We start from the raw sequence: 26,778 nt of genomic DNA on the forward strand, positions 1-26,778 counted from the left end.
CCACTTGCGGCACCTCCGTTGTTTCGGTACTGAGACATCCAGACTGATAGATCAGCTACAGGCACTAAACGATCAGAAAGCCCCTGTGATGAGCCTTTCGCATTTTCGTATAACCCGATTTCAGTTCGCCCGCGACCGGGTAATCGGGGACAGTCAGGTTCGAGCCGACGATGTAAACGTCGCCGCGCTGGAACTCGTTTCGAAAAGTGGTGAGGTGGGACTGGGCTTCATCCAGACGCTCTTCAATCCCCTGCCCGACCAGATCGAGATTGAGACCGTTTTCGAAAACGAGGTTTGGCCGGCCCTGAAAGGACACAAGGCTATCGCCCTGGTTCAGCGCGTGAACCGCCCGCGCGGCGGCAATCAGCGGCCGTACTCCCTGCCTTTCATGAAGCGGTTCAGGTGGCGCTTTGGGATCTTGCGGCAAAGGAAGCCGGCCTGCCCCTTCACGTACTGCTCGGCAGTCGTCGCAACCGTGTGAAAGCCTACGCCAGTGGCCTTGATTTTCACCTCGACGATGATGCTTTCGTTTCCTTGTTTTCCCACGCGGCATCGCTTGGCTATTCCGCTTTCAAGATCAAGGTCGGCCACCCGGATTTCGGTCGCGATCTGCGGCGCCTGGAGCTGTTGAAATCCTGTGTGCCGGCAGCCTCGGAAATCATGATCGACCCGAACGAGGCGTGGTGTTCGAAGGAAGCGCTAATGAAATTGGTGGCGATCCGCGATGCCGGTCACGATCTTCTCTGGGTCGAGGATCCAATCCTGCGTCACGACCACGAAGGATTGAGAATGCTCAGGCAGGCAATAACATGGACTCAGATCAACAGCGGCGAGTATCTGGATCTTCAAGGCAAACGGCTTCTTCTGGAAGCCCACGCAGCCGACATCCTGAATGTCCACGGTCAAGTCACCGATGTTATGCGCATCGGTTGGCTGGCCGCCGAGCTCGGCATCCCGGTCAGCATCGGCAACACCTTTCTGGAGATCGGCGTGCACATGGCGGTCGCGCTTCCTGAAGTCGAATGGCTGGAATATTCGTTTCAGAACTTCGATCATCTGGTGGAGCAGCCCATCGAAATCCGGGACGGCTACGCCTATGCGCCCGATCGACCTGGCCATGGATTGGTACTGTCCGAAAAAGCGCGCAGCGAATGGATGAGACCAAGGCGCCTGATACGCTCGGAGCTGGGTACCGCGCCAGAAAATGCACGCCTCCCTGGCAAGTGAGTGACCGGGCCAGCTTGGGAGTTGGCGATGCATGGCGCAATTCACGGCCTGCACTGTTTTTTTGGGAAGGCGTCTTCCAAGCGGCACTTCGCCGCCCACGTACCTCCTCTGCGGGAGCACCGTGGCGAAGCCGCCATAAGCTCTGCCGCTCGCCACGAGGTAGTCGATGCGCTAACTCGGGTTCTCGGGGCGGTTTGTTTTGCGCCACTCCTCGTACTCTCCGCGGGCATCGTCATGCAGCGGATAGTAGCGTTGCAACGGCCCGCCCTCCATGAGCTTCGCTCGCGAAAACTCCTCCCAATCATGATGCTTCTGTGATTCTTCGATCACCTTCGGGGCCATCACGACGGGAAGCACCACCACCCCGTCGTCGTCGGCGACGATGATGTCGCCCGGGATCACCGTGACACCGCCGCAGGCAATCGGAACGTTGACGGCATTGGGATAGATGCTGGTCTGCACATGATAGTTTGGCGTCCAGCCGCGCAGCCATAGGGGCAGGTCGAGCTTTTCGACATTGGGCCGGTCGCGCATGCACCCATCGATGACGATACCGGCCCCGCCCCTGCCCTTGAAATACGTCGACATCATATCGCCGAAGACGCCCGAGCTCATGTCGCCGCGCGCGTCGACCACGACCACATCGCCCTCCTGCGCGTGATAGAGCACGTGCCGGTGCAGCTGTGTCTCCGGATCGGCATATTCTCCTTCGGTGAAGAGGTCCGGCCGCTGCGGCAGGAACTGCAGCGTCAGCGCCGGCCCGACGATCGACTTCCCGTGGTTTTGCGCCACCGGACCGACCATGTGCGGATTGCGGAAACCCATATGGCCAAGCGTGCCGGCAACCGTCGCGGCGCCGATCTCCCTGAGTGCGTCGATCAGGTCCTTAGGCGGCCGCATGATGTCGGAAGTATGTGTCATTGTGGACTCCGATTGAATGGAACTACCAGTTCGCAACAGAACCGTCGCGGCGCTTAAGGTGAGGCGCTTCCCAGAAACGCGAACTCTGCGCCTGGACCGCAACTTCGTTGACCTCGACGCCGAGCCCCGGCAGATCGCCGACCGGGTAATCGGTCCCGTCGAGCCGTGGTTGCACGGGGAAGAAGTCGGAATTGTCGAAGCCCAGCTTTGTTTCGGGTGCCCTGGTCTCGAGCCACGCGAAGTTGGGTACCGCGGCAGCGAGATGCACGGTCGCGGCCGTGCACACTGGACCAAGCGGATTGTGCGGCATCAGGTCCACATAATGCGCCTCGCTCCAGCCAGCGATTTTCATCGCCTCGGTGAGCCCGCCGACATTGCAGACGTCGATCCGGTTGAACTGATGGATGCCGCGCTCGATGTAGGGCAGGAACTGCCACTTGCTGGCAAATTCCTCGCCTATGGCAAAGGGGATGTCGGTCATCGTGCGCAGTGATTCATAGGCCTCCGGCGTCTCGGCCCGTATCGGCTCCTCGAGGAAATCAAGCACGCCGCGGCCGAGCTTGTTGCAGAAGCTCGCCGCCTCTGCCACCGACAGCCGATGATGATAGTCGAGGCCGAGGACCACGTCGCCGCCCAGCGCCTCGCGCGCCTTGTTCAGCATACTCGCGGTAGCGCCGATCGACTCGCGCGGCTCGAAGATGTCCTTGCTGTTTTGCCCGAAAGGGAAGAAGCGGATTGCCTGCCACCCCTGTGCGCGAAGCTCGCGCGCCCGTTCGATGGCAACATCGCCTTCGGCCTCGTCGCCGGTCGAGGCGAAGGTGGGGATGCGGTCGCGCTGCTTGCCGCCCAGCAGCTCATAGACCGGCACGCCCAGCGCCTTGCCCTTGATGTCGTGAAGGGCGATGTCGATGGCGGAAATCGCCGCCTGAAGGACTCGCCCGCCTTCGAAGTACTGGCTGCGATAAACCTCCTGCCAGATCCGTCCGATCTGCATCGGGTCGCGGCCGATGAGAAACTCGCGATAGTGCTCGACCGCGCCGGCCACGGCCCTCTCGCGACCGCTCAAGCCGCTCTCGCCCCAGCCGAAGATGCCTTGGTCGGTCTCGATCTTGACGAGCATCTGATTGCGGGTTCCTACCCACACCGGATAGGGCTTGATCGCGGTGATCTTAAGCTTCTCAGTCATCCACGCCCACGTTTCACGCGCATTCGCGCTATCTCAGTTGGCCTTGAGGGCCATTTCAGTTTCGCCGTCGAACAGATGCATCCGCTCCTGGTCGAACTCGAGCCAGATCTGCTCGTCGGGCGCGACGGCAATGTTCGGCGGCACGCTGACGTTGACGATGGCGCCGGACAGGAACGCCTGCACGAAGGTGTCGTCTCCGGTCGGCTCCACCGTGTAAGCCTTGGCCGGGACGCTGCCTGGCACGGCACTCTTGTGAAGCTTGATCGTCGAGTGGCGTGCGCCGAGCACGACTTTCCTGGTCGTCGCTTTCGCCACCTTCTGGGCATTGCGCGCTGAGAGCTCAAGGCGCCAGCCCTCGGCGCCGGTCAGCACCGTGTTGCCGTTTGCCATCGAGGCCTCTAGCGGAATAAGGCTCATCGCCGGGCTGCCGATGAAGCTGGCCACGAACATGTTCACCGGATGGGCAAAGACCTGCGCCGGTGAATCGTATTGCTGCAGGTAGCCGCCATTCATCACCGCCATCTTGTCAGCCATGGTCACGGCTTCGAGCTGGTCGTGCGTCACATAGATAATCGTCGCCTTGAGGTCCTGGTGGAAACGCTTGATCTCCGACCGCATCTGCACGCGCAGTTTGGCATCGAGGTTAGACAGTGGCTCGTCCATGAGGAACACCGCGGGGTCGCGAACGAGGGCACGGCCAAGGGCCACACGCTGCTGCTGTCCGCCCGAAAGTTCGCGCGGCTTGCGCTCGAGCAGATGCGTCATGTCGAGCACTCGCGCCGCTTCCTTGACCTTCTTGTCGATCTCGTCCCTGGGGAGTTTGCGCATCTGAAGCGGGAACGCCAGGTTCTTGTAGACTGATTTCTGCGGGTAGAGCGCGTAGTTCTGGAACACCATTGCGATGTCCCGGTCCTTGGGGTCGAGGTCGTTGACCACCCGCTCGCCGATGATGATGTCGCCCGATGTAATCGGGGTCAGCCCGGCGACGAGATTGAGCGTGGTTGTCTTGCCGCAGCCTGAAGGGCCGACGAGCGCAACGAACTCGCCGTCATTGACCGTCAGTGAGACGTGGTTGACAGCTTTGAAGCTGCCATAGCTCTTGACGAGATCTTGGAGGACCACGTGGGCCATCGGCAACTCCCTAGTGCTTGACCGCGCCTTCTGTAAGGGCACGTACAAAGTATCGTTGCAGGACCAGGAACAGCACCACGACGGGCACGCTCATCATGAAGCTCGCCGCCATCAGGCCCGGAAAGTCCGTCGTATTTTCCGAGAAGAAGCGTTGGATGCCGACCGGCAGCGTCAACTGCTCGTTCTTGGAGAGGAAGGTGTAGGCGTAGATGTACTCGTTCCACGCGCCGATGAAGGAATAGATTGCGGTGGCGATGATCCCCGGCGTCGAGAGCGGCATCACGATCATGATGAAGGCCTGGAACCGTGTGGCGCCATCAATGCGCGCCGCCTGCTCAAGCTGCACCGGGATGTTGTCGTAAAAGCCCTTGAGCAGCCAGATCGCCAGCGGCAGGCCGAAGGTGAGATAGGTGAGGATCAGCGAGCCGTGCGTGTTTATCAGACCGATGGCGCGCATCAGGATGAAGAGCGGTACGAGAAAGATCACCGCCGGGAACATATTGCGCAGCAGCACGGCAAAGAACAGGAAATTCCGGCCGGGGAAACTGAAGCGCGAAAACGCGTAGGCCGCAGGGACAGCCACGATCACAGAAAGAATTGTCGTGACGGTCGACACGAAAAGGCTGTTCCAGAAGAAGCGGAGGAAGTCCTGGCCGACGCTGTTCTGCGGATCGAGCAGTTTCTGGTAGCTGGCGAGGGTAGGTTCGTCCGGCCACCATTGCGGCGGGAATTGTGTCGCCGCGAATCCGGACTTGATCGAGGTGATCAGCATCCAGATCATCGGCAACGCGGTATAAAGCAGCATAAACACGAGGAATATGCGGCCGGCCCACCGCCATCCGTCGACGCGCATGCGGCGACGGGTCTGGGCACGAGGTGCTGTCTCGGCAATCGTGCTCATCAGCTCCCCTCTTTCCGCTCGTTGCCGCTTAACGCACGGACGTAGAAGTAGCCCAGCGTCATCAGCGTGAGGAACAGGAGCACCGAATAGGCCGATGCCACGCCCCAGCGCTGCCGTCCGAAGGCGAGCTCATAAATGTGGGTTATCCAGATATGCGATGCGTTCGACGGCCCGCCGCCGGTCATGATCCAGGGGATGATGAAGGAATTGAAGTTGGCCACCGCGAGCAGCAGCATCGTCACCACCGAGACGTTGCGCAAGTGCGGGAAGGTGACGTGCCAAAAGCGCTGCCATGCATTGGCACCGTCGACTTTTGCGGCGCGCAGCAACTGGTCGGGGACTGTCTGCAGGCCGGCCATCATCATGATCATGGCGAACGGAAACTCGCGCCAAATATTGACGACGATCAGGGAGGGCAGCACCGTGCTGACATTGTCGATGAAATTCGGCGGCTGGTCGGCCAATCCGAGGCCAACCAGCACCGCGCCGATGATTCCGAAGTCCGAATGGTAGATCCACTTCCAGATGTAGGAGGCGGCGACGGCACTGATGACCCAAGGGATGATCAGGACAGCGCGCAAGACGCCACGGCCGATGAAGTCGCGGTGGAGCGCCAGCGCTGTGGCAAACCCCAGGACAAAGGAGATGAAAGTTGACCCCAGTGTCCAGATCAGTGTGTTCCAGGTGACTTTCCAGAACACCTGACTGGTGAGGATGGTCGTGTAGTTGTCGAGGCCGATGAAGGTCTTATCGCGGAGCTGCAGGCCAGGCGGTGTCTTAAAGAACGACAGCTCGACCGTATAGTAGATCGGATAGGCGATGACGATGAGCATCACGGCGATCGCCGGGAGCACGTACGCGTAGTCCGCGCGATGCTGCCAGATCTTCCGCAGCGCGCCGGACCTGCCGGGTTGCACTCTTCGGCGAGCCTCGGCCTTGCCGGTTACGATCGTCACTGTGGGGTGCCCTTATTCTTCGGAACGAACCGGCTGGACCATCGACCCAGCCGGTCAGGCTTGCGCTAGAGTCCGCCCATCAGCTCTCTCACCCTCTTGGCTGCGTCGTCCGCTGCCTGGTCGACGGTCATCGCTCCGGTCAGGGCGTTCTGCAGCATGTCCGGGATGATGATGTTCATGATCTCGGGGGCCTGCGGCAGCGCTGGGAACGGGATGCCGTATGGCAGCATCGAGGTCGTGACATCGAGGAACTTGATGTTGTCCAGACGTTCCTTCATCCACTTGGTCTTAAAGCCGTTGAGGTTGCCCGGATTCGAGCCGGCGTACGCCATCTTCAGCGACCATTCAGGGCTCGTCCACATGCAGATGATGGCCTTTGCAGCCGGCTCATCTACCTTGCCGCCCTCGACATATTCGGGCTTCAGGATGTGAATGTTCGAGCCGCCGAACACGACGGCGCGCTTGCCGTCGGGACCGGTCGGGATCAGGCCGTAGCGCATGTTGTCGATGACCGTCTGCGCCTTGTCCTTGTCGGTGCCCGTCGCCTTTTTCTGCAGGTCGAGCATCACGTTATAGTCGGACGGGTGCGAGATCATCATGCCGAGCTGGCCGGCGACGAACAGGGGCTGATTATCGGCCTGCTGGTTGGTGAGTGCCGAAACCGGAACCGACTTGTCGCGAACATACATGTCGTAGGAGGCTTGCAGCGCTGCCTTGCTTTGCGGGCTATCGAGCTGGACCTGCTCATAGGTCGGGTTCGGCGTCGCTTCGTCGAAGACGCCGCCGCCATAGGCCCACAGCTGTGGCATGAAGCGGTACGGCGTATTGCCGGCATTCTTGCGAGCCACGAGGCCATATCCGGCAATGCCGAGCTTGTCGTGGATCTGCTTGGAATACTTGACCACGTCGTCCCACGTTGCCGGCGGTTTGTCCGGATCGAGGCCGGCACGCTTGAAGATGTCGGCGTTCCAGATGAACGCCATCGTCTCGTTGTTGGTCGGAATGCCGTAGGTCACGCCCTCCCAGGTCACTGCCTTCATGGCGCCGGGCCAGAAATCCTCGGTCGAATACCCCACGTCCTCTGGCTTGAGCGGCTGCAGATAGCCCTTTGAGGCGAACTCGGTACCACCCAGGATCTGCAGGCGGACCGCCATAGGCGCGGCATTGCCCAGGAGCGCGGTGCGGAACTTGTCGAGAAGGTCGTTATAGGTGAGGGCTTGTTCCTCGAGCTGGATGTTCGGATAGGTTTTGCGGAAGGTCTCGAAGAAATCCTTGTAGTACTGGCGCAGGAGGTCCGGGTCGCCCTCGAACACGCCCTGATACCAGAAAGTCAGTCGCCCCTTGTAGTCGAGCGGGGTGACCTTGGCGCAATCGGCCGCCGTGTCAAAATCCTGTGTGCCCGCAATCGAGCGCACATACTCCGGCGACCACTTGCTCAGGTCGACCGGCGGTGCACCCAGCGCCGATGTAGACGTCAGGGATGCCATCAAAGCAGTGGCGACAGTGCCGCGCAGGACGGCGCTGCCGAGCGCAATTCTCGTCATAGGTATCCTCCCTGGTTCTCCCATGCCGCCCTAAAGCGGTCCTTGCTCGTTTCGATCGCGAGGATGCTTCTGTCAGCTCAGTGTATCCTATCGATCGCTTGGTACGTTTTCAGATCGTGAATTGCCTGTCAACGCGCTGGATCGTACATTGTTTGCGAAAGCCGTGTGTGATATCGGGCAAGGTATGTATTAAATTGGGGAGCCCGGCCTTGGCCGAAATAAGCGATTTCAAAGCGATGCCACCGGTGGGGACCGATCCCATCGGGGCCTCCAGCGAGGGCGCCTCGCTTTATGAATTGATCAGAGAAGATATCATCGAGGGACGGCTCGCTGCCAACGAACGGCTTGTCGTCACCGATCTCGCCCGGCGTCACGGCACTTCGACCAATCCTGTGCGCGAGGCCCTGCAGTTGTTGCGCGGCGAAGGGTTTGTCACCTTTATCGCCAACCGCGGGGCGCGCGTGCGACCCATTGATCAGGATTTTGTCCGGGATATCTACGAGATCGGTGTTCTGATCGAGCCAGCCCTGACACGATGGTTTGTGAATATGGCTACCGGCGAGGACATCGCCGAACTCGAACGTCTCCAAAGCCTGATCGAAGAGAACAACTTCGCCGACACATTCAGGCACAGTGAGCTGGATACCGCTTTCCACACCGTGATGTACCAGCGGCACTACAACCGCCACGCCGCCGAGCTTTGGTGGAAGCATCGCGAAGTGCTGCGAGCCGTGAGCCGTCGTTTCAATTTCACGCTGGCGCGACGTGCCGCGATCATGCGCGAGCACCGCGAACTCATCGCGCTTGTGAAGGCGGGAGAGGCCGACAAGGCGGCCGAACTCGTTTCCCGCCATGTCGAGGGTTCGGGCCGGCATATTCTCGAACAGATGCGAGCGCGCAACGCCGCTCGGGCCGGATAGAATGTCCAGTCCAGAACATCGTTAGCTGACCATTTCCAGGCAAAGGTAGTTGAGATGAAAATCACGAGCATTCGGCCGTGGCTGATCAAGTCCGATGCTTCCTACTGGGGAGAGTTCCTGTTCATCGAAGTGACGACCGACGAGGGAGTGAGTGGCTGGGGAGAGATCACCACCACGACAAGGCTCGCCAACCGCGCTCTCTGCACGATCCTGCGGCAGATCGGCGTCGCCGTGACGGGCGAGGATCCGGCGCGTATCGAGCATCTCTGGCACAAGATCTTCCGCAGCTTCACCTACATGGGAAGCCGCGGCGCCGCCGTCGAATGCGTGAGCGCCATCGACATAGCCCTCTGGGACATCCGGGGCAAAGTCCTTGGCAAGCCGATTTACGAACTGCTTGGCGGGCCGGTACGCGATGAAATCGCGCTCTACACCCATCCCAACCAGGCCAAATTCACCAGCAAGGAGGCTGTGGTCCGCGAAATTCTAGACATTGTCGAGTCCGGACACACTGCGCTCAAGTTCGATCCCTACCCCCACCAGGGCCGCAGCGCCGATGGCCTGCCCCGCGAACAGCGAGACGGCTACCTCGATGGCGGCATGACCCGCAAGGACGAGCGCGAGGCCGCCGAACTCACGGCTCTGATCCGCGAAACGGCAGGACCCGATGTCGACATTCTCATCGATGCGCACGGCCGCTTCGATGTCCCCACCGCCATTCGCCTCTGTCGGAGCCTCGAGGAGGCCGGCCAGATCGACTGGTTTGAGGAGCCCTGCCCGCCCGAGAGCCTTAACGCCCTCAAGCAGGTGCGTGAGAAGGTCAATACCGCCATCTCGTGGGGCGAGCGCGGCCACACGAAGTGGGATTTCGTGCCGGTACTCGAGAACAGGCTCGCCGACTACATCATGCCCGACGTTACCTGGACCGGCGGCGTTACCGAACTCAAGAAGATTTCTGCGCTGTGCGAAGCCTACTACTTGCCGGTCTCGCCACATGACGCCGCGGGACCGATCAACGTGGTTGCGGGAGCGCAGGTGATGATGACCGTTCCCAATTTCTATAAACTCGAAACATCGGAGTGGAACCTGGGCAAATACGATCACCTGATCGACAGACCACTCGACATTTCGAACGGCAGCCTCAAGCTGTCGTCGAAGCCTGGTCTCGGTATTGAGATGGACCGCGACTACCTGCAGGCCCACGAGATTGAGTTGGGCTAGCAAGACTAAATGCCGGCCCAGGGTGGGGGACGACAAGCCGAAAACGAGGATAAGTCATGGCAAAGACAGGTGGCGCCGACGAAGCGCTCAATCGGGTGAACGCGAACTCCAAGCCATCCCAGCTTCGCATCACCGACATGCGGGTAGCCGAAATCGTCGGCGCGCCGTTCACCTCAACCCTGCTCAAGATTTACACCAACCAGGGCATCGTCGGGCTTGGCGAGGTGCGCGACGGCGCCAGTGCCACCTACGCGCTGATGCTGAAGAGCCGGCTGCTTGGCGAGAACCCTTGCGACATCGACCGCCTGTTTCGCCGGATCAAGCAGTTCGGTGGCCACGGCCGGCAAGGCGGCGGCGTCTCGGCGGTCGAGATCGCGTTGTGGGATCTCGCCGGCAAGGCCTATGGCGTTCCCATCTACCAGATGCTCGGCGGCCGGTTTCGGGAGAAGGTGCGCGTCTATTGCGACACCGACGCTACCGTGCCGAGCGGCACCGAGACCGGCAAGCGCCTCAAGCAGCGCATGGCGCTCGGCTTCACCTTCCTCAAGATGGATCTGGGGCTGATGCAGATCGCGGATGTACCCGGTGCGGTCGTCTCCCCTGCCGGTTCACTTGAACGGTACCGCATCCATCCCGGCCGCGGCCCGGTCAAGACCATGGAGGAGCGCCGCGCCCGCAATGCCGCTTACGATTTGCATAACGTTCCCCATCCGTTTACCGGCCTCCACTTTTCCGACAAGGGCCTCGACCTGCTTGAACAGTACATTGCCGAGGTTCGCGATGTTATCGGTATGGATATTCCGCTCGCCATTGACCATGTCGGCCACATCTCGCTGCAGAACGGCATTCGGCTCGCCAGGCGGATTGAAAAATACGTGCCGGCCTGGCTCGAGGATGTGATCCCATGGCAGTACACCGAGCAGTTCCGGCAACTGCAGGCCGCCACTACGGTGCCGATCTGCACCGGCGAGGACATCTACCTTAAGGAAGGCTTCGAGCCTCTGCTCAAGAGCGGCGGCCTCTCCATTATCCACCCGGACCTGCTCACCAGCGGGGGCATCCTCGAGACCAAGAAGATCGGCAACATGGCCCAGGACCACGGCGTCGCAATGGCCATCCATATGGCCGAAAGTCCAATCGCCGCAATGGCCGCGGCACATGTCGCGACCGCGACCGAAAACTTCATGGCGCTCGAATACCACTCTGCCGATGTCGACTGGTGGGACGATATCGTCACCGGCGTTCCCAAGCCGCTCGTGAAGGACGGCTTTATCACTGTTCCGGACAAACCTGGCCTGGGGATTGACAACGTCGTCGACGAGGTGATCTCGCAGCATCTGCAGCCGGGTGTCACCGGCATCTGGCAGCCCACGGATCACTGGGATAACGAGTATTCCTGGGACCGTATCTGGAGCTGAGGCGAAAAGAACCGAAGATGAAGATCACTGATCTCCGCTGCGCCGTCATCGGCAAACATCCCATCGTCCGCATCGTTACCGACGAGGGCCTCTATGGCCTTGGCGAAGTCGAGTTCACCAAGACCTATCTCAAGCCTTGGGTGCTGCATTTCCGTGAGGCGCTGATCGGCGAGGACCCTACCGACGTCGAGCGGGTGATGCTGAAGATCCGCCAACGCGGCTCTTGCAAGCCCTATGGCGCGGCGGTAAGCGCTATCGAGCATGCGCTGTGGGACATAGCCGGCAAGGCCGCAGGCGTGCCGGCCTACAAACTGCTCGGCGGCAAGGTGCGCGACAAGGTGCGCGTCTATAACGGCTCGATCCGCCAGAAGCGAACGGGGGACCGGCCGGAGGATTACGCCGCTGACGTGAAATGGATGATGGAGCAGCCGCAGAATTTCTTCATGATCAAGCAGGGGATCTCGTTCCACTCCAACATGAAGGACACCGTCGAGGGCTTCCATTACGGCGTGACGCAGAAGAAGGCTGGCTATCACGGTGCCATGGATCAGGGCGTCATCAGCGAGCGCGGTTTCAACCACATGCTCGACTGCGTGATCGCGATGAAGGAAGTGCTGGGCGACAAGGTCAGCCTGGCGCTCGACTGCGGCCCGGGCTGGATGCTGCCCGATGCGATCAAGTTCGCTCGCGCGGTCGAGAAGTACAATTTGATGTGGCTCGAGGACATGCTGACCGGCGACTATGTGCCGTGGGTCAATCCGCAGGCCTATCGGGAGCTGACCACCTCCACCTCGACGCCAATTCATACGGGCGAGCAGATCTATCTGCGGCACAATTTCAAGGAGCTGATCGAAACGCAGGCGGTGCGCGTCATCGGCCCCGATCCGGCCGATATTGGCGGCATTGCCGAGCTCAAATGGGTCGCCGAGCACGCCTATATGCACTCGATCCTGATGGCACCGCACGGCACCGCGAACGGCCTTCTAGGTCTCGGCGCGCTGATCAATGTCTGCGCCACCCTGCCCGCCAACTACATCGCGTTCGAATACCCGAGCGCCTCCGACCCCTGGTGGGAGGACCTAGTAATCGGCCTGCCGTTGCAGATCGTGAAGGACAGCATGGTGGACCTGCTGGAAGCGCCGGGGCTGGGCCTCGACATCGACGCCGAAGCAGCCAGGAAGTATCTCCGGGAAGAGGATGCGGGCTTCTTCGACTGAACCATGTTCTTGCGCCACCCTGCACCGCGCGGACTGAAATCTCGCAAATTGGCATCCATAGTGACCGTTTCGGGCCCGATAGCGGAATGGCGGCTTTAACGTTTGAAGACCGATTGCGGACGTTCAGCCCGACGGGACCAAAGTCTGCTCCCAGGTCTAGCCGCTCCCCGTCTCAATGGCATCCCGGATCGCCCGGTGGATCTGCGTCGCCAGTCGCGGGTGGCGGGGCAGCCACAGGGTGGACATTTCAGCCCACATGGAAAATGATCATCTTGCCATGCACAACACTGCAGTGCTCTGATTTCGACGAGTAGCTTGAACGTAGAAGCGGATCAACCGGCCTCCGGGTCCAGCGAGCGGGGACGCAAATGGACACCCTAGAGAATGGGCAATTGCATCGCGACGCGGGCGGGCGAGCCCGTCGATCGGCCGACTGGCTTGCCCGCGCCGCCGTATCGGCGACATTCCTGCTCGGCATGGCTTTCAGCACTGCGTTTGCGCAGGACCAGCAGCTACCCGTGGTGACGGCGGCCAAGCCAGTGGTCCGTGAAATCGTCGAAGACGACGAGTTCGTCGGGCGCTTCGAAGCCGTCGACCAGGTCGCCATCCGTTCGCGCGTCAGCGGCTATCTGGACAAGGTCAGCTTCCAGGACGGCGCACTGGTCAACAAGGGAGACCTGCTCTTCACCATCGACCAGCGTCCGTACCAGGCGGCTTATGATGCCGCCAAGTCGCAAGTGGACGTCGCCAAGAGTCTGCTCGAATTCTCCAAGATGCAGCTGGATCGCGCCGACGAACTCGCCAAGACCGGCAATATCTCAACCGCGATGCTCGACGACCGCCGGCGGGAATACCTTTCGGCGCAGGCGCAGATGCAGGGCGCGACAGCTGCGCTGACGACGGCTAGCCTGAACATGGAATTCACCGAGATCAAGGCGCCCTTGTCCGGCCGCATCGACCGCCGGCTGGTGTCGGTCGGCAACCTCGTGCAGCCGGATTCCACCTTGCTGACGACAATCGTTACGCGCGATCCGATTGACTTCTATTTCGACGTCGATGAGCGCCTGTATTTCAGCTACGCCCGGGACGCGAAGGAGCGCGGCGGCAGCATGCAGGAAGGCGCCGGCGGGCTCGAGGTGGTGGTTCGCGTCGCCGACCGCGCGGAGGCGGTATTCAAAGGCAAGCTCGATTTTGCCGAGAACCGGATCGACAACGCGACCGGCACCATGCGGGTGCGTGCAAGGTTTCCCAACACCGACGGCATTCTCCAGCCAGGCATGTTCGGGCGCATCAACGTGCCGGGGTCGCTGCCGCATAGCGGCGTGCTGGTGCCCGACGAGGCGATCGGCGCCGATCAGGATCGCCGCATCGTGTTCCTGGTGGATGAGGCCGGGATGGTGTCGGCGAAGCCCGTGCGCACCGGCCCGCTTCTCGACGGCTACCGGGTGATCCGCGGGGGCCTGACCGGCAACGAGACGATCATCGTCAACGGGCTGATGCACGCCAGGCCCGGCACCAAGGTGAAGGTCGAAATGGTGACGTTGCCGCCCAAGGCCGAGATCGCCGAGTTGCAGCAATGAGGTTCGCACATTTCTTCGTCGACCGTCCGATCTTCGCATCGGTCGTTTCGGTCATCCTGCTGATCCTCGGCGGGATTGCTTATACCCAGCTGCCGGTCGCGCAATATCCCGAGATCGCGCCGCCGACCATCGTCGTTCGCGCGCAGTATCCGGGCGCCGACGCCGAGACGGTCGCAGCGACGGTGGCAACGCCGATCGAGCAGGAGATCAACGGCGTCGAGGGCATGCTCTACATGTCGTCCTATTCGTCGGGCGACGGGGCGATGGCGCTGACCATCACATTCAAGCTGGGCACCGATCTCGACCAGGCGCAGGTGCTGGTGCAGAACCGCGTATCGGTCGCCGAGCCGCGCCTGCCCGAAGAAGTCCGCCGCCTCGGCATAACGACCACCAAGAGCTCGCCCGACCTGATGATGGTCGTGCACATGCTGTCGCCCGACAATACCTACGACCAGCTCTACGTCTCGAACTACGCCCGCTCGCGGGTGCGCGACATACTGCTCAGACTCGACGGCGTCGGCGACCTCATCATCTTCGGCGAACGCGAATATTCGCTGCGCATTTGGCTCGATCCGCAAAAACTGTCCGCCCTGGGGATGACCTCGGGCGATGTGGTGCAGGCGCTGCGCGACCAGAACGTCCAGGTGTCGGGTGGCGCGATCGGCGCGCCGCCGACCAGCACCGGCACGGCGTTCCAGTACACGGTCACCACGCAAGGCCGCTTCAACGACGCACGCGACTTCCGATACGTGATCGTCAAATCGACCGACGACGGCCGCCTGATCTCGCTGCAGGACGTGGCGCGCATCGAGCTCGGCGCCAAGGATTACGTCACCAACTCCTATCTCAACGGCAAACCGGCGGTGGCGCTCGCCATCTTCCAGCGGCCGGGCACCAATGCGCTTGCCGCAGCGGCGGAAATCCAGGACAAGATGAAGGAGCTTTCCCGCGACTTCCCGAAGGGGTTGAGCTACGACATCGTCTACAATCCGACCGAGTTCGTCGCCGAGTCGATCCGGGAGGTCTACAAGACAATCCTGGAGGCGATGCTGCTGGTCATCATCGTCATCATCGTCTTCCTGCAATCGTGGCGCATGGCGATCGTGCCGATCGTGGCGATCCCCGTTTCGCTGATCGGCACGCTGGCGGTGCTTTACGCCGCCGGCTTCTCGCTCAACATGCTGACGCTGTTCGGCCTCGTTCTGGCGATCGGCATCGTCGTCGACGATGCGATCGTCGTGGTCGAGAACGTCGAGCGCAATATCGCCAGAGGGCTGGCGCCCAATCCGGCGTCGCACCTGACCATGGACGAAGTCGGAACCGCGGTCATCGCGATCTCGCTGGTGCTGATAGCCGTGTTCGTACCGACAGCCTTCATCCCCGGCATTTCTGGGCAGTTCTACCTGCAGTTTGCGATCACCATCGCGGTGTCGACGGCGATCTCGGCATTCAATTCGCTGACGCTTTCGCCAGCGCTGGCCGCACTGCTGTTCAAGCCGCACCACGCCGCGGCGGCGCCGCCGCGCTTTTTCCTGGCGCGGTTCGGACGGGCGCTCGCCGAGGGCTTCAATCGCGGCTTCGACAGGGTCGCCCACTGGTATTCGAGCATCATCCGCGTGCTGATCGGCTCGTGGATAACGATCGCCGCCATGCTGGCTGTTTTCGCGGGCCTCATCTACGCCACGGTCTACCTGGTGCAGGCGGTGCCGCGCGGTTTCATTCCGTCGCTTGACCAGGGCTATGCGATCGTCGTCGTCCAGTTGCCGGACGGCGCGTCTTTGTCGAGGACCGATGCGGTCATCCAGCAGGCGTCGCAGATCATCCAGAAAACGCCCGGCGTCGACTACGCAGTCGCCTTCGCCGGCTTCTCCGGCGCGACCTTCACCAACGCTAGCAATGCGGGCGTGATCTTCGCCAGGTTCAAGCCGTTTGACGAGCGACTGAAAGCCGACCAGTCGGCGACCCAGGTCATCGGCAATCTGTTCGGCAGCCTGCAAAGCATCAAGGAAGCCTTCATTATCGCACTGCCGCCGCCGCCGATCCGCGGCGTCGGAAATGCCGGCGGCTTCAAGCTGCAGATCCAGGAGCGCAACAGCGCCGATATGCGGCAGATCCTGGCGCTTGCCTACGAAATCGCCGGCAAGGCCAACAAGACGCCGGGGCTGACGGGCGTGTTCACCACCTTCTCCGTGTCGAGCCCGCAATTCTTCCTGGCGATCGATCGCGACAAGGCGCGCATCCTGAACGTGCCGATCCCCAACATCTTCGAGACGCTGTCGATCAATTTGGGCACCGCCTACGTCAACGACTTCAACGCTTTCGGGCGCGTCTACCAGGTGCGGGCGCAGGCCGACCAGGCGTTCCGCCTAGATCGCGCCGACATCTTGAAACTGAAGGTGCGCTCGGCGACCGGCGCGCTGGTTCCGCTCGGCACGTTGGTCGAGATCCGCGACGCCACCGGCCCGGCGCTGGTCCAGCGCTACAACATGTACGTCTCGGTGCCGCTGCAGGGCAACGCCGCGCCCGGCGTTTCCACAGGCGACGCGCTGGCATTGATGGAAGGGATCACGGCAAAGACGCTGCCGGCCGGTACCTCCTATGAATGGACCGAGCTCGCCTATCAGGAGCGCAACACCGGCAATGCCGCTCTCTATATCTTCGGACTTTCGGTGCTGTTCGTGTTCCTGGCGCTGGCGGCGCAATATGAAAGCTTGGTGCTGCCGTTCGCCATTGTGCTGGTGGTGCCGCTCGGCGTGCTCGCGGCGTTGCTCGGCGTGTCGTTCCGAGGGCTGGACAACAACATCCTCGTGCAGATCGGCCTCATCGTGCTAATCGGGCTTGCCGCCAAGAACGCGATCCTGATCGTCGAATTCGCGCGGCAGGCGCAGGAACGCGGGCTGTCGGCCGCCGAGGCTGCCGTCGAAGCCTGCCGGCTCAGGCTGCGGCCGATCCTGATGACCGCCTTCTCGTTCATCCTCGGCGTCGTGCCGCTGATGATCGCAACGGGCCCGGGCGCAGAAATGCGCCAGTCGCTCGGCACCGCGGTATTCTCCGGCATGCTCGGCGTCACCTTCGTCGGCCTGTTCCTGACGCCGGTGTTCTACGTCACGCTCAGGTCGCTGTTTTCGCGGCGCAAGCCCCGTGCCGAGGCCGAGCCTTCGCGGCCGGCAGGGGCGCCAGCGGAGACGGCCGCCGAGTAGGATTACGAATTCGCCGCGTCGGGCGCGGCCTACCACTCCAAAAAATCGGCGCGGCGCGGCAACGGCCACGATCTGCGCGACCTCGGCGTCGAGGTGCAGCGGAGACCCTGCTGGGTCTGAGCCAGCAATCCAGCCCAACAGCCGCATCTAGTTCAGCGAGACGATGCCGGGCGGCGAGGCCAATGCGATCTTCTATCTGGTCGGCCAGGCGGGGCTTAAGGGCGCAACCGCGACCTCCGGAGTCCTCGCTTGCGGTGTCTGCTTTCAGAACGCGGACAAGCTAATCTCAATGGCCGAGATTGCGGCGCAGAGCAGATGGTCGGCTTTCAAACCCGGAGCGACAAGAGCAGACCTTTGTTCGGCGCAAGTGTCGTCCTGACGTGACGCGACGCGGTCTTCCGTTGCGAGCGCCGCTGGCTGGAGCTGCGTTAAGTCGGTCGGAGGCCAATGGTATTTTCAATGGAACGCTAATATACATGGAAACCCCAACGAGCAGCGCCTGCCAGATACTTGAGGAATGCCATGCGAAGGCTCATCTTCACGGCGATGTGTATCGCTGCCGCAACAGCCGCTAACGCCCATGATTGGTACGAAGACAAGATTGACCCGCAGACCAAATTCAAGTGCTGCGGCGGTTCAGATTGCCGCGCCATACCTCGGTCTTCGGTGCGGTCCAGGGTAGACGGCGGCTACACTTACTTGCCGCATAATTTCACCATCCCACGGGACCGTGTCCAGGAATCCCCGGACGGTCAATACCACATATGCGAAAATAAATATGCTGTAACCAATCAGCTGTATTGGCGTTGCTTCTTCGCACCTCGTGTAGATGTATCTATACTTCTAAAGCATTGATCGGTCGCCGCTTCCGCAATTCACTTCCGCAAGGCGCTAGTCCATTAATTCTGTTGGACTTTCTTCAAAAATTGCCGAAGCTCAAGCGCGCGACTGCCCCAGGGATTTTATGACTACGCCGCGGCTATCTAGAGCCTGCCCGCCCTGGGTGTAACTCTATTGGGCCCGGCCCGGGTGACTTCTGGGCGCGCTCCGCAATTCGGTGACAGTCCAGATTTTATCGTGTCGGCGCGGCCGTGGTTGTGTAGATTGGCTGCGTGGCCCGCCTTGCCGCATTGTCGTTCCAAGTCCACTCGCCACGTGACGCAAACGCGGTAACGGCTTGCGATTTCGACCACGATGGACAGGCAAGCGATAGGGGATAACTGGCGCGGGATCATCAGCACGGTTCATGCGGGAGCGGCATTCGCCGGATGAGATAGCTGCGGCTGCAGTCCCGAATTTGACGCATCAGCACTTGCAAATCGTCGGCCGAGGTCTTTTGCTCGCGCGATAGTTGCCCTTGACCGTTGAATGGTTGGCGAACAGATGAACAAGATCGATCGACGGCGGCCAGAGTCAGAAACGGACGCCACCGTAAATGCCGCGAGACTTGGAACTCGGCTGCGTCTCGCCCGCCAGACACGCGGCATGACGCTGAAGACGCTGGCCGCGGCTGCGAATTGCTCGGAAAGCCTGCTGTCCAAGATCGAGAACGGTAAGGCTTCGCCGTCCCTGCCCATGCTTCACCGTCTGGTCGAGGTTCTCGACACCAACATCGGCTGGATGTTCGAGCAAGTCGACGACGACGAGGCGATCGTATTCCGGGCGGGCGCTAGGCCTTTGATTGCGCTCGACGCGCTACGGCGCGGCGAAGGAATTTCGCTCGAACGCATCATTCCATATTCGCCTGGCCACCTCTTACAATGCAACATCCATCACATCGAGGCGGAGGGTTCGAGCGAAGGTCCGATCCAGCATGCCGGCGAGGAGGTCGGCTACGTGCTCGCCGGCCGGATCGAACTGATCGTCGACGGCAAGAGCCATGCTCTCGCCACAGGCGACGCCTTCGTGTTCAGGTCGGAGCTGCCGCATCATTACCGCAACATCGGCGAGGAACGCGCCAGCATTTTCTGGGTCAATACGCCGGCGACTTTCTGAGCAAGGCTCGGCGTTCATTTGGATTGACAAATATTCAAGTCTCTTGAATGCTTGCCTCGTGCCTGTAGCACCAACGGGACCAGCCGAGGTCTGGTCCGCAAGCAAGGGGAACCGAAATGCGTCTGTTCAAACTTCTCGCCGGCTGTGCCGCCGCCGTTTTCATGGGCTCGGCAGCCATGGGATCGGCGCTTGCCGATACGTTCGCTCTCGTCAACATCAACCAGCAGGCCCTGTTCTTCAACCAAATCAACGAGGGTGCGCAAAAGGCAGCCGACGCCGCTGGCGCCAAGCTGGTCATTTTCAACGCCAATAATGTGCCGAGCGCGCAGAACGACGCGATCGAAAACTACATCACGCAGAAAGTCGACGGCATCATTCTGGTCGCCATCGACGTCAACGGCGTCAAGCCTGCGATCACCGCAGCCAAGGCGGCCGGCATTCCCGTCATAGCCATCGACGCGCAGATCCCCGACGGCGACAATATTTCGTTCATCGGCGTCGACAACACCAAGGCCGGCGAGGACATCGGCAAATTCTACGCCGACTATGTGAAGACCGAGATGGGCGGCAAGGCCAAGATCGGTATCGTCGGCGCACTCAATTCATTCATCCAGAACCAGCGGCTCGACGGCTTCAAGAAGGCGGTGACCGAAAGCGGCCAGGCCGTCACCTTCCTCGACACGGTCGACGGCCAGAACGTTCAGGAGACCGCGTTGAGCGCTTCGGAAAACCTGATGACTGCCAATCCGGACATGAACTCGCTCTATGCAACCGGAGAGCCGGCCTTGCTCGGCGCAGTTTCGGCCGTGACCAGCCAGGGCCGCACCGGCGACGTCAAGGTATTCGGCTGGGATCTGACCAAGCAGGCCGTTCAGGGCATCGACGACGGCTGGGTGGTCGCGGTCGTGCAGCAGGATCCAGCCGGCGAAGGCAAGGCTGCCGTCGAAGCGCTGGGCAAGCTCAAGAAGGGCGAGAAAATCGATCCGATCATCAACATCCCGGTGACGATCGTGACCAAGAAGAATGTCGACCAATACCGCGCGATGTTCAAGTAAACTGCGTCGGCGACCGGGCCGCGGCGCCGCCTGAGGCTGCGCCGCGGGCACCTTGCAATCGCGTGGAATCTCAGATGAGCAGTGGCCAGACCTATCGGGTGCGGATGAGCGGCATCTCAAAGCGCTACAACGCCATCCAGACGCTCGATGACGTATCGCTGACGCTGAAGCCGGGCGAGGTGCTGGGGCTGGTCGGCGACAATGGCGCCGGCAAATCGACATTGAGCAAGGTGCTGTCGGGAGCCGTGGTTCCCGACGCCGGCACCATCGAGATCGACGGCAAGCCGGTGATCTTCAGCTCGCCGGCGGACGCGCGTGCGGCGCGCGTCGAGATGGTCTACCAGGACCTGTCGCTGTGCGACACGGTCGACGTCGCCGGCAATCTGTTTCTCGGGCGCGAGCCGCGTCGCCGCATCGCAGGCATTTCCTTTCTCGACAAAAAGCGCATGCATGACGAGACGCGCCAGATGCTCGATCGGCTCGGCATCGTCATTGCCGACACGCGACTCAAGGTCGAAAACCTCTCCGGCGGGCAGCGCCAGTCGATCGCGATCGGCCGTGCCGCCTCGTTCGAGCCGGCCGTGCTGATCATGGACGAACCGACGGCAGCGCTTGCCGTGGCCGAGGTCGAGGCGGTGCTCGAACTGATCCGTGCGGTCAGTGCGCGCGGTGTCAGCGTCATCCTGATCACCCACCGGCTGCAGGATCTGTTCCTCGTCTGCGACCGCATCCAGGTCATGTACGAAGGGCGCAACGTAGCCGAGCGGCTGATCGGCGAGACCAACATCGAGGACGTGGTCAATCTGATCGTCGGCCGCAAGTTCAATGCACGTTCCGCCACCAACGGCTACCGCGGTGGAGCGCCGGCATGAGCGACGCGATCCACGCCGCCCAGCCCTCACGTGTACGCAAGGGCACCTGGCGCGATGCGCTCCTGGCCAATGGCAGTGTCGTCTCGATCGCGCTGTTCTTTCTGGTCGTCTGCATCATCTTCTCGGTTGCGACCGACGCGTTTCTGACATCGCCCAATCTGTTGAACATCCTGCGGCAGTCGGCGCCGCTGCTGATCGTTGCCGCGGCAATGACTTTCGTCATCACCACTGGCGGCATCGATCTTTCGGTCGGCTCCGTGCTGGCGCTGGTGGCGACGCTGTCGGCGACACTTTTGCAGTTTGGCCTGCCGTGGCCAGTCGTTATCCTCGTCATGCTCGCGCTCGGTGCCCTGCTTGGCGCGGTGCAGGGCTATTTCGTAGCCTATGAGGGCATCCCGTCCTTCATCGTCACGCTTGCCGGGCTTTCGGTGATCCGGGGCGTGGCGCTGCTGATCACCGGCGGCTATTCCATTCCCATCGAGCCCGGAAGCGCTTTCACCGTGCTGGGCCGCGCCTGGTTTCTTGGCGTGCCGGTGCCGGCGCTGATCGCGCTGGCGATCCTGGCCATCGCCTATCTCGCCTTCAACGAGACGCCGTTCGGCCGCTATGTCACCGGCATCGGCGCCAACGCCGAGGCGGTGCGGCGTGCCGGCGTCAACACGCGGCAGACGACGCTCTTCGTCTATGTGATTTCCGCCACCGCGGCGGCCCTTGCCGGCATCATCATTGCTGCCCGGCTTGGATCGGGATCTTCAAATGCCGGACAGGGATTCGAGCTGGAAGTCATCGCCGCCGTCGTGCTCGGCGGCACCAGCCTGTTCGGCGGCCGTGGAACGATCATCGGCACGGTGCTCGGCGCGCTGACCGTGGCCGTCATCGGCAACGGCCTGATCCTGGCGCATCTGTCGCCCTTCCTGACGCCGATCGTCACCGGAACGATCATCCTGATCGCCATCTGGCTGAACTTCCGCCTGTTCCGCGGCGCCGTGCGGAGCCGTTGAGCCGATGAGTGGTCTGTTCGATGACGCACCGCCCAGGCAGCGGTTGCCAATCGGGGTCGAAACCGGCCAAGCGATGACCGTGCTCGGCCCGGTTCCGGTCGAGGAGATGGGGATAACGCTGATGCACGAGCACATACTGCTCGACGGCGCGCGCAGCTGGAAATGCCCCTGCCATCCCGATGACATGGCGATCGCCGAGCAGCCGGTGAACATCGAGATCATCGGCGAATTGCGCATGAACCCTTACGTCAACCGCGACAATGTCTCGCTCGACGACGCCGACCTGGCGCTGTCGGAACTGCAGCGCTATCGCGCGCTGGGCGGCCACACCGTCGTCGACGCCACCAACATCGGCATCGGCCGTGACCCCGAAAAGCTCGCCCGCATCAGCCGCATGTCCGGCCTCAAGATCGTCATGGGCACCGGTTTCTATCTCGAGCATACCCATCCCGAATGGCTGAAGGCCATGGATGTCGACGCCGTGACCGAGTTCATCGTCAACGATGTCGGCGGCGGCGAGACGCAGCCGCCGATCATGGCCGGGCTGATCGGCGAGGTCGGCGTCAGCAAGGATTTCACCGCCGAGGAACGCAAGTCGCTGCGAGCTTCGGCGCGCGCCTCGCGTATCACCGGCGTGCCGCTGTCGATCCATCTGCCTGGCTGGGAGCGGCTGGCGCACGACGTGCTCGATATCGTCGAGGCCGAGGGCGCCGATCTTCGCCACACGGTGCTCTGCCACATGAACCCGAGCCACGACGATCCCGATTACCAGAAAAGCCTCGCCCGGCGCGGCGCGTTCCTCGAATACGACATGATCGGCATGGACTATTATTATGCCGACCAGGACGCGCAATCGCCCTCCGACGAGGAGAATGCACGCGCCATCGCCGCCCTTGTCGAGGCCGGCTTCGGCGACCGCCTGCTATTGTCGCAGGATGTGTTCCTCAAGATCATGCTGACGCGCTTCGGCGGCTTCGGCTATGGCTATATCCTGAAGCATTTCATACCGCGTCTGAAACGCCACGGCGTCGAGCAGGCGGCCATCGACCGCATGCTGATCGCCAATCCGAAAAGCGTATTCGCGCGGCTCTAAGCGGCCTGGAACTACACGGGAGTTCAAATGTCCAAGAAGAAGATCCTGCTTGCCGGCGAATCCTGGGTGTCGACCGCGACCCACATCAAGGGTTTCGACCAGTTCCCGACTGTCACCTATCACACCGGCGCCGACGAATTGCTGGGCGCGCTCAAGGCGACCGATTTCGACGTCACCTTCATGCCGGCGCATGAGGCGCAGCGTGGCTTTCCTCAGACGATGGAGGCGCTGTCGGCCTATGACGCGGTCGTGCTCTCCGACATTGGCGCCAACACCCTGCTGCTGCATCCCGACACCTGGGTCCACTCCAAGCCGACGCCGAACCGCCTGCGCCTGCTCCGCGATTACGTCAGCGACGGCGGCGGTCTGTTGATGTTCGGCGGTTATTACAGCTTCCAGGGCATCAATGGCGGCGCGCGCTACCGCAAGACGCCGATCGAGGACGTGCTGCCGGTGAACTGCCTGGCCTACGACGACCGCGTCGAGGTTCCCGAAGGCTTTGCCCCGGTGCCGAAACCAGGGTCGACACATCCTATCCTCAGGGGCCTCGGTTCGGACTGGCCGATCCTGCTCGGCTTCAACGAGGTGACACTGAAGGACGATGTGGAAGTTCTGGCCAGCGTATCGTCGGATTATGGTTCGCTGCCGCTGCTTGTCACCGGCCATTACGGCAAGGGCCGCACCGTGGCCTGGACATCCGATGTCGGGCCGCATTGGCTGCCGCCGCAGTTCATCGCCTGGCCAGGCTACAAGACCCTGTTCGAACAGATGCTGGGTTGGGCGACCGGCGAGAGCTGAGCCATGCATGTCCACGTCGTCGGCAATGCCTGCATCGATACCATGTTTCGCGTCGGCCGCCTCCCTGCCGCGGGCGAGACTTTGAATGCCGTGAGCTATGCCGACGGGCTCGGCGGCAAGGGTGCCAACCAGGCGGTCGCAGCAGCGCGGACTGGTGCAGAGGTGACGTTCTGGACGGCGCTCGGCAAGGACCGCGAAGGCACATGGATCAGGAGCCGCCTCAACAGCGAACTGTCAGACCTCGAGGTCAGCGAATTCGAGCTGCCGAGCGACCGCTCGACCATCGTCGTCGATCGAGGCGGCGAGAATTTCATTGTCAGCGGCGTTGCCTGCAGCGACGCGTTCGATCCGGTGGCGCAAACAGCACTTGTCCGCTGGATCGCTCCCGGCGACATCCTCGTCTGCCAGGGAAATTTGCGTGCCGCCGCGACCGATGCCAGCCTCAGAGCAGCAAAGGAAAACGGCGCACGCACCGTTCTCAACGCCAGCCCGATCGATGCGGCATCCGTTCCCGATCTTGGCCTGGCGGAGTTTTTGGTTGTCAACCAATCCGAGGCGAAAACCCTGACCGGCCGGGATGACATGATAGCAGCCGCCGGCGCGCTGGTAGCCAAAGGTGCAGGCACCGTCGTCATCACGCTCGGCGCCGCAGGCTGTCTGGTGCTTGGCCCGGGCCAGGAAGAGCCGCTTCGTTTGCCGGCGCCGCAGGTCGAGGCGCTCGACACCAGCGGCGCCGGCGATGTGTTCTGCGGCTGTCTCGCCGGCGGGCTTGCTCGGGGCATGTTGGTTACCTCGGCGCTGGAGCTTGCGCTGGCGGCCGCCGCAATCGCCGTGACACGGCCGGGCACGCTGGCATCCTGTCCTTCCGCCTCCGAGATGGCGGTGCTCATCGATCAAATGGAGCTCTCATGACCCAGATCGGCCAATCCGGCGGCGACGCACTCTTCCACCTTTTCGGCCGCACCAAGGTAGTGATCGGCGTCGTTCACCTGGCGCCCCTGCCCGGCGCGCCGCGCTATGACGGCGAGGCCGTGGAGGTGATCTACCAGCGCGGGCTCGATGACGCTAAAGCCTATCTCGACGGCGGCTGCGACGGCGTCATCGTCGAGAACCATGGCGACATCCCTTTCGCCAAGCCTGACGATATCGGGCCGGAGACGGCGGCCTATATGGCGGTCGTTTCCGACCGCATCCGCCGCGAGCTCGGCAGGCCGGTCGGCATCAACGTGCTGGCCAATGCCGCGATCCCGGCCTTGGCGATCGCCAGCGCTGCCGGCGCCGGTTTCGTCCGCGTCAATCAATGGGCGAACGCCTATGTCGCCAATGAGGGTTTTGTCGAGGGCGAGTCGGGCCGCGCAGCGCGCTATCGCGCCAGGCTGCGCGCCAACGGCATCCGCATCTTCGCCGATGCCCATGTCAAACACGGCGCACATGCCATCGTCGCCGACCGTCCGGTGGAGGAACTGGTCAAGGACCTGGTCTTCTTCGATGCCGATGCCATCATCGCCACCGGCCAGCGCACCGGCCACGCCGCGGATTTGGGCTACATAAGCATGATCAAGCAGGCCGCCGGCCTGCCGACGCTGGTCGGAAGCGGCGTGACGCCGGACAATGCCAACGATATCCTCGCCATTGTCGACGGGGTCATCATCGCCAGCGCGCTGAAGCACGACGGCGTCTGGTGGAACCAGGTCGACTCTGCTCGAGTAAAGGCGTTCATGGGTGGTCTGAAGCGATAGCTCACTTCAACCGCCTAGCCCACCGCTCGGGCCACCTCGGTCAGAGACGACGGACACCCAGGATACTGCGCGAACAGATCGTCGACGGTCAGCAATGTGACGCCTTCCACAATCGATTGAGCAATCAGGATCCGATCGAAGGGGTCCTTGTGGATGGGTGGAAGCCCCTCCACCGCAATGGCGTGCTCGCCGGTGATTGGCGGCTCATGATAGCCATTATCTATCAGGCCCATAAAACTTAGTCTAATGGGCCCGATCTTCGAGTGTCTATCTCTCCGCCGATAGGATGGGATCCAATTGCCCATTCCCTCGACCGTGCCCGATCTTCGCGCTGGGCGCAGGCCAATGGCGCAGTCGAGGCGATTGAAATGGGCAATGCCTGAAAACTAGGGCGTCGAGGCCTACGCTCTCGGCGCCCCGTATCGGCATCACCGCCGTCCTTCACAGGCAAGGCTCCGCGATGACCCACCGTCCGCACCTGCACGTGATCGTGCCGGGCGGCGTCGCCCGGCTCGATCGATGATAGTCGAGCGGCTACTAGGCCGGCAATGCGCCGGATCTCTTGGCCGTCCAGGTGGCGATATAGTCCATCAGGCCAGGATTGAGGCAATCATAAGGTTCGAGCCCGATCGACTTCAGCTGTGACCTTATGCCGTCCATGCGGCTCGGATCGACACCGGATTCAATGATCGACGAGACAAAGGCGGTGAAGCCCGGCGGCGACCAGCCATCCTCCTGGAAGCGTTCCGGATGGATGAAGGACAGCCCCTTGAAAGCGTGGTCGCGCTCGACCGGGCCGTGCA

Annotated in this window: 22 protein-coding genes and 3 pseudogenes; 16 read left to right on the plus strand and 9 right to left on the minus strand. The window is 62.0% G+C overall.

The window, feature by feature from the left end; all coding sequences use genetic code 11:
• Positions 1–64: 64 nt before the first annotated feature.
• Positions 65–427: a hypothetical protein gene (locus NKH80_RS02285; protein WP_352989317.1), complete on the minus strand. Its 363-nt coding sequence runs from the start codon at positions 425–427 to the stop codon at positions 65–67.
• On the opposite strand from NKH80_RS02285, the gene NKH80_RS02290 reads away from it, so the two are divergent.
• Positions 403–1,227, plus strand: coding sequence for an enolase C-terminal domain-like protein (locus tag NKH80_RS02290; RefSeq protein ID WP_352989320.1), 825 nt, complete (start codon positions 403–405; stop codon positions 1,225–1,227). The genes NKH80_RS02285 and NKH80_RS02290 overlap by 25 nt on opposite strands.
• Before the next feature lie 171 nt (positions 1,228–1,398).
• Here the strand turns inward: NKH80_RS02290 and NKH80_RS02295 are convergent, their stop codons facing one another.
• From NKH80_RS02295 to NKH80_RS02320, 6 genes are all read right to left on the minus strand, one after another.
• The gene (locus NKH80_RS02295; protein WP_352509053.1) at positions 1,399–2,148 is read right to left on the minus strand and encodes a ribonuclease activity regulator RraA; all 750 of its coding nucleotides are present in this window, start codon (positions 2,146–2,148) and stop codon (positions 1,399–1,401) included.
• Between the two features lie 22 nt (positions 2,149–2,170).
• Positions 2,171–3,334, minus strand: coding sequence for a mandelate racemase/muconate lactonizing enzyme family protein (locus NKH80_RS02300; RefSeq protein WP_352989323.1), 1,164 nt, complete (start codon positions 3,332–3,334; stop codon positions 2,171–2,173).
• 33 nt (positions 3,335–3,367) lie between these two features.
• Positions 3,368–4,465, minus strand: coding sequence for an ABC transporter ATP-binding protein (locus tag NKH80_RS02305; protein WP_352884837.1), 1,098 nt, complete (start codon positions 4,463–4,465; stop codon positions 3,368–3,370).
• A 10-nt stretch (positions 4,466–4,475) separates the two neighbouring features.
• Positions 4,476–5,366 (minus strand): carbohydrate ABC transporter permease, encoded by an 891-nt coding sequence (locus NKH80_RS02310; RefSeq protein WP_023679256.1) that lies wholly within the window; start codon positions 5,364–5,366, stop codon positions 4,476–4,478.
• The gene (locus NKH80_RS02315; protein WP_352989326.1) at positions 5,366–6,322 is read right to left on the minus strand and encodes a carbohydrate ABC transporter permease; all 957 of its coding nucleotides are present in this window, start codon (positions 6,320–6,322) and stop codon (positions 5,366–5,368) included. Before NKH80_RS02315 ends, NKH80_RS02310 begins: the two co-directional genes overlap by 1 nt.
• 65 nt (positions 6,323–6,387) lie before the next feature.
• A complete protein-coding gene (locus NKH80_RS02320) occupies positions 6,388–7,866 on the minus strand; it encodes an ABC transporter substrate-binding protein (RefSeq protein ID WP_352989328.1) in 1,479 nt (492 codons plus the stop codon).
• Positions 7,867–8,075: 209 nt separating this feature from the next.
• Between NKH80_RS02320 and NKH80_RS02325 the strand changes: the two genes are divergently transcribed.
• The 14 genes from NKH80_RS02325 (at position 8,076) to NKH80_RS02390 (ending at position 25,975) form a co-directional block, all read left to right on the plus strand.
• A complete protein-coding gene (locus NKH80_RS02325) occupies positions 8,076–8,786 on the plus strand; it encodes a GntR family transcriptional regulator (RefSeq protein WP_352975970.1) in 711 nt (236 codons plus the stop codon).
• A gap of 54 nt (positions 8,787–8,840) precedes the next feature.
• On the plus strand, positions 8,841–10,007 hold the full coding sequence (locus NKH80_RS02330) for a mandelate racemase/muconate lactonizing enzyme family protein (RefSeq protein ID WP_352989331.1): 1,167 nt from the start codon (positions 8,841–8,843) through the stop codon (positions 10,005–10,007).
• 56 nt (positions 10,008–10,063) lie between these two features.
• Positions 10,064–11,425 (plus strand): mandelate racemase/muconate lactonizing enzyme family protein, encoded by a 1,362-nt coding sequence (locus NKH80_RS02335; RefSeq protein ID WP_352989334.1) that lies wholly within the window; start codon positions 10,064–10,066, stop codon positions 11,423–11,425.
• 17 nt (positions 11,426–11,442) lie between these two features.
• Entirely contained in the window at positions 11,443–12,642 is a 1,200-nt protein-coding gene (locus NKH80_RS02340) for a mandelate racemase/muconate lactonizing enzyme family protein (protein WP_352989337.1), read from the plus strand.
• A gap of 476 nt (positions 12,643–13,118) precedes the next feature.
• Positions 13,119–14,222, plus strand: a complete 1,104-nt coding sequence (locus NKH80_RS02345; protein ID WP_352989367.1) for an efflux RND transporter periplasmic adaptor subunit — start codon at positions 13,119–13,121, stop codon at positions 14,220–14,222.
• Complete coding sequence (locus NKH80_RS02350; RefSeq protein ID WP_352806463.1) at positions 14,219–17,422, plus strand: efflux RND transporter permease subunit; 3,204 nt, start codon at positions 14,219–14,221, stop codon at positions 17,420–17,422. Before NKH80_RS02345 ends, NKH80_RS02350 begins: the two co-directional genes overlap by 4 nt.
• A 1,383-nt stretch (positions 17,423–18,805) precedes the next feature.
• Positions 18,806–19,417 (plus strand): cupin domain-containing protein, encoded by a 612-nt coding sequence (locus NKH80_RS02355; RefSeq protein ID WP_023679230.1) that lies wholly within the window; start codon positions 18,806–18,808, stop codon positions 19,415–19,417.
• A 116-nt stretch (positions 19,418–19,533) separates the two neighbouring features.
• Complete coding sequence (locus NKH80_RS02360; RefSeq protein WP_352989340.1) at positions 19,534–20,472, plus strand: ABC transporter substrate-binding protein; 939 nt, start codon at positions 19,534–19,536, stop codon at positions 20,470–20,472.
• Positions 20,473–20,546: 74 nt separating this feature from the next.
• Entirely contained in the window at positions 20,547–21,344 is a 798-nt protein-coding gene (locus NKH80_RS02365; protein WP_352778857.1) for an ATP-binding cassette domain-containing protein, read from the plus strand.
• A complete protein-coding gene (locus NKH80_RS02370; RefSeq protein WP_254819827.1) occupies positions 21,341–22,345 on the plus strand; it encodes an ABC transporter permease in 1,005 nt (334 codons plus the stop codon). The genes NKH80_RS02365 and NKH80_RS02370 overlap by 4 nt, the downstream gene beginning before the upstream one ends.
• 4 nt (positions 22,346–22,349) lie before the next feature.
• Positions 22,350–23,438 carry a phosphotriesterase family protein gene (locus NKH80_RS02375; RefSeq protein WP_352989343.1) on the plus strand — a complete coding sequence of 363 codons (1,089 nt, stop codon included), beginning with the start codon at positions 22,350–22,352 and terminating at the stop codon, positions 23,436–23,438.
• A gap of 27 nt (positions 23,439–23,465) precedes the next feature.
• Positions 23,466–24,236: a glutamine amidotransferase gene (locus NKH80_RS02380; protein WP_352480709.1), complete on the plus strand. Its 771-nt coding sequence runs from the start codon at positions 23,466–23,468 to the stop codon at positions 24,234–24,236.
• 3 nt (positions 24,237–24,239) lie between these two features.
• A complete protein-coding gene (locus tag NKH80_RS02385; RefSeq protein WP_352706375.1) occupies positions 24,240–25,148 on the plus strand; it encodes a ribokinase in 909 nt (302 codons plus the stop codon).
• Positions 25,145–25,975 carry a BtpA/SgcQ family protein gene (locus tag NKH80_RS02390; protein ID WP_352706378.1) on the plus strand — a complete coding sequence of 277 codons (831 nt, stop codon included), beginning with the start codon at positions 25,145–25,147 and terminating at the stop codon, positions 25,973–25,975. Before NKH80_RS02385 ends, NKH80_RS02390 begins: the two co-directional genes overlap by 4 nt.
• Before the next feature lie 14 nt (positions 25,976–25,989).
• On the opposite strand, the pseudogene NKH80_RS02395 reads toward NKH80_RS02390, so the two are convergent.
• Positions 25,990–26,220 (minus strand): annotated as a pseudogene (locus NKH80_RS02395) (type II toxin-antitoxin system VapC family toxin); the annotation flags it as partial.
• Positions 26,221–26,390: 170 nt separating this feature from the next.
• Between NKH80_RS02395 and NKH80_RS02400 the strand changes: the two are divergent.
• Positions 26,391–26,477, plus strand: a pseudogene (locus NKH80_RS02400) (transposase); the annotation flags it as partial.
• Positions 26,478–26,512: 35 nt separating this feature from the next.
• Here NKH80_RS02400 and NKH80_RS02405 read toward each other — a convergent pair.
• A pseudogene (locus NKH80_RS02405) lies at positions 26,513–26,778 on the minus strand (S-(hydroxymethyl)glutathione synthase); the annotation flags it as partial.

The organism is Mesorhizobium sp. M0904 (genome assembly GCF_040319475.1).
GTDB lineage: Bacteria > Pseudomonadota > Alphaproteobacteria > Rhizobiales > Rhizobiaceae > Mesorhizobium.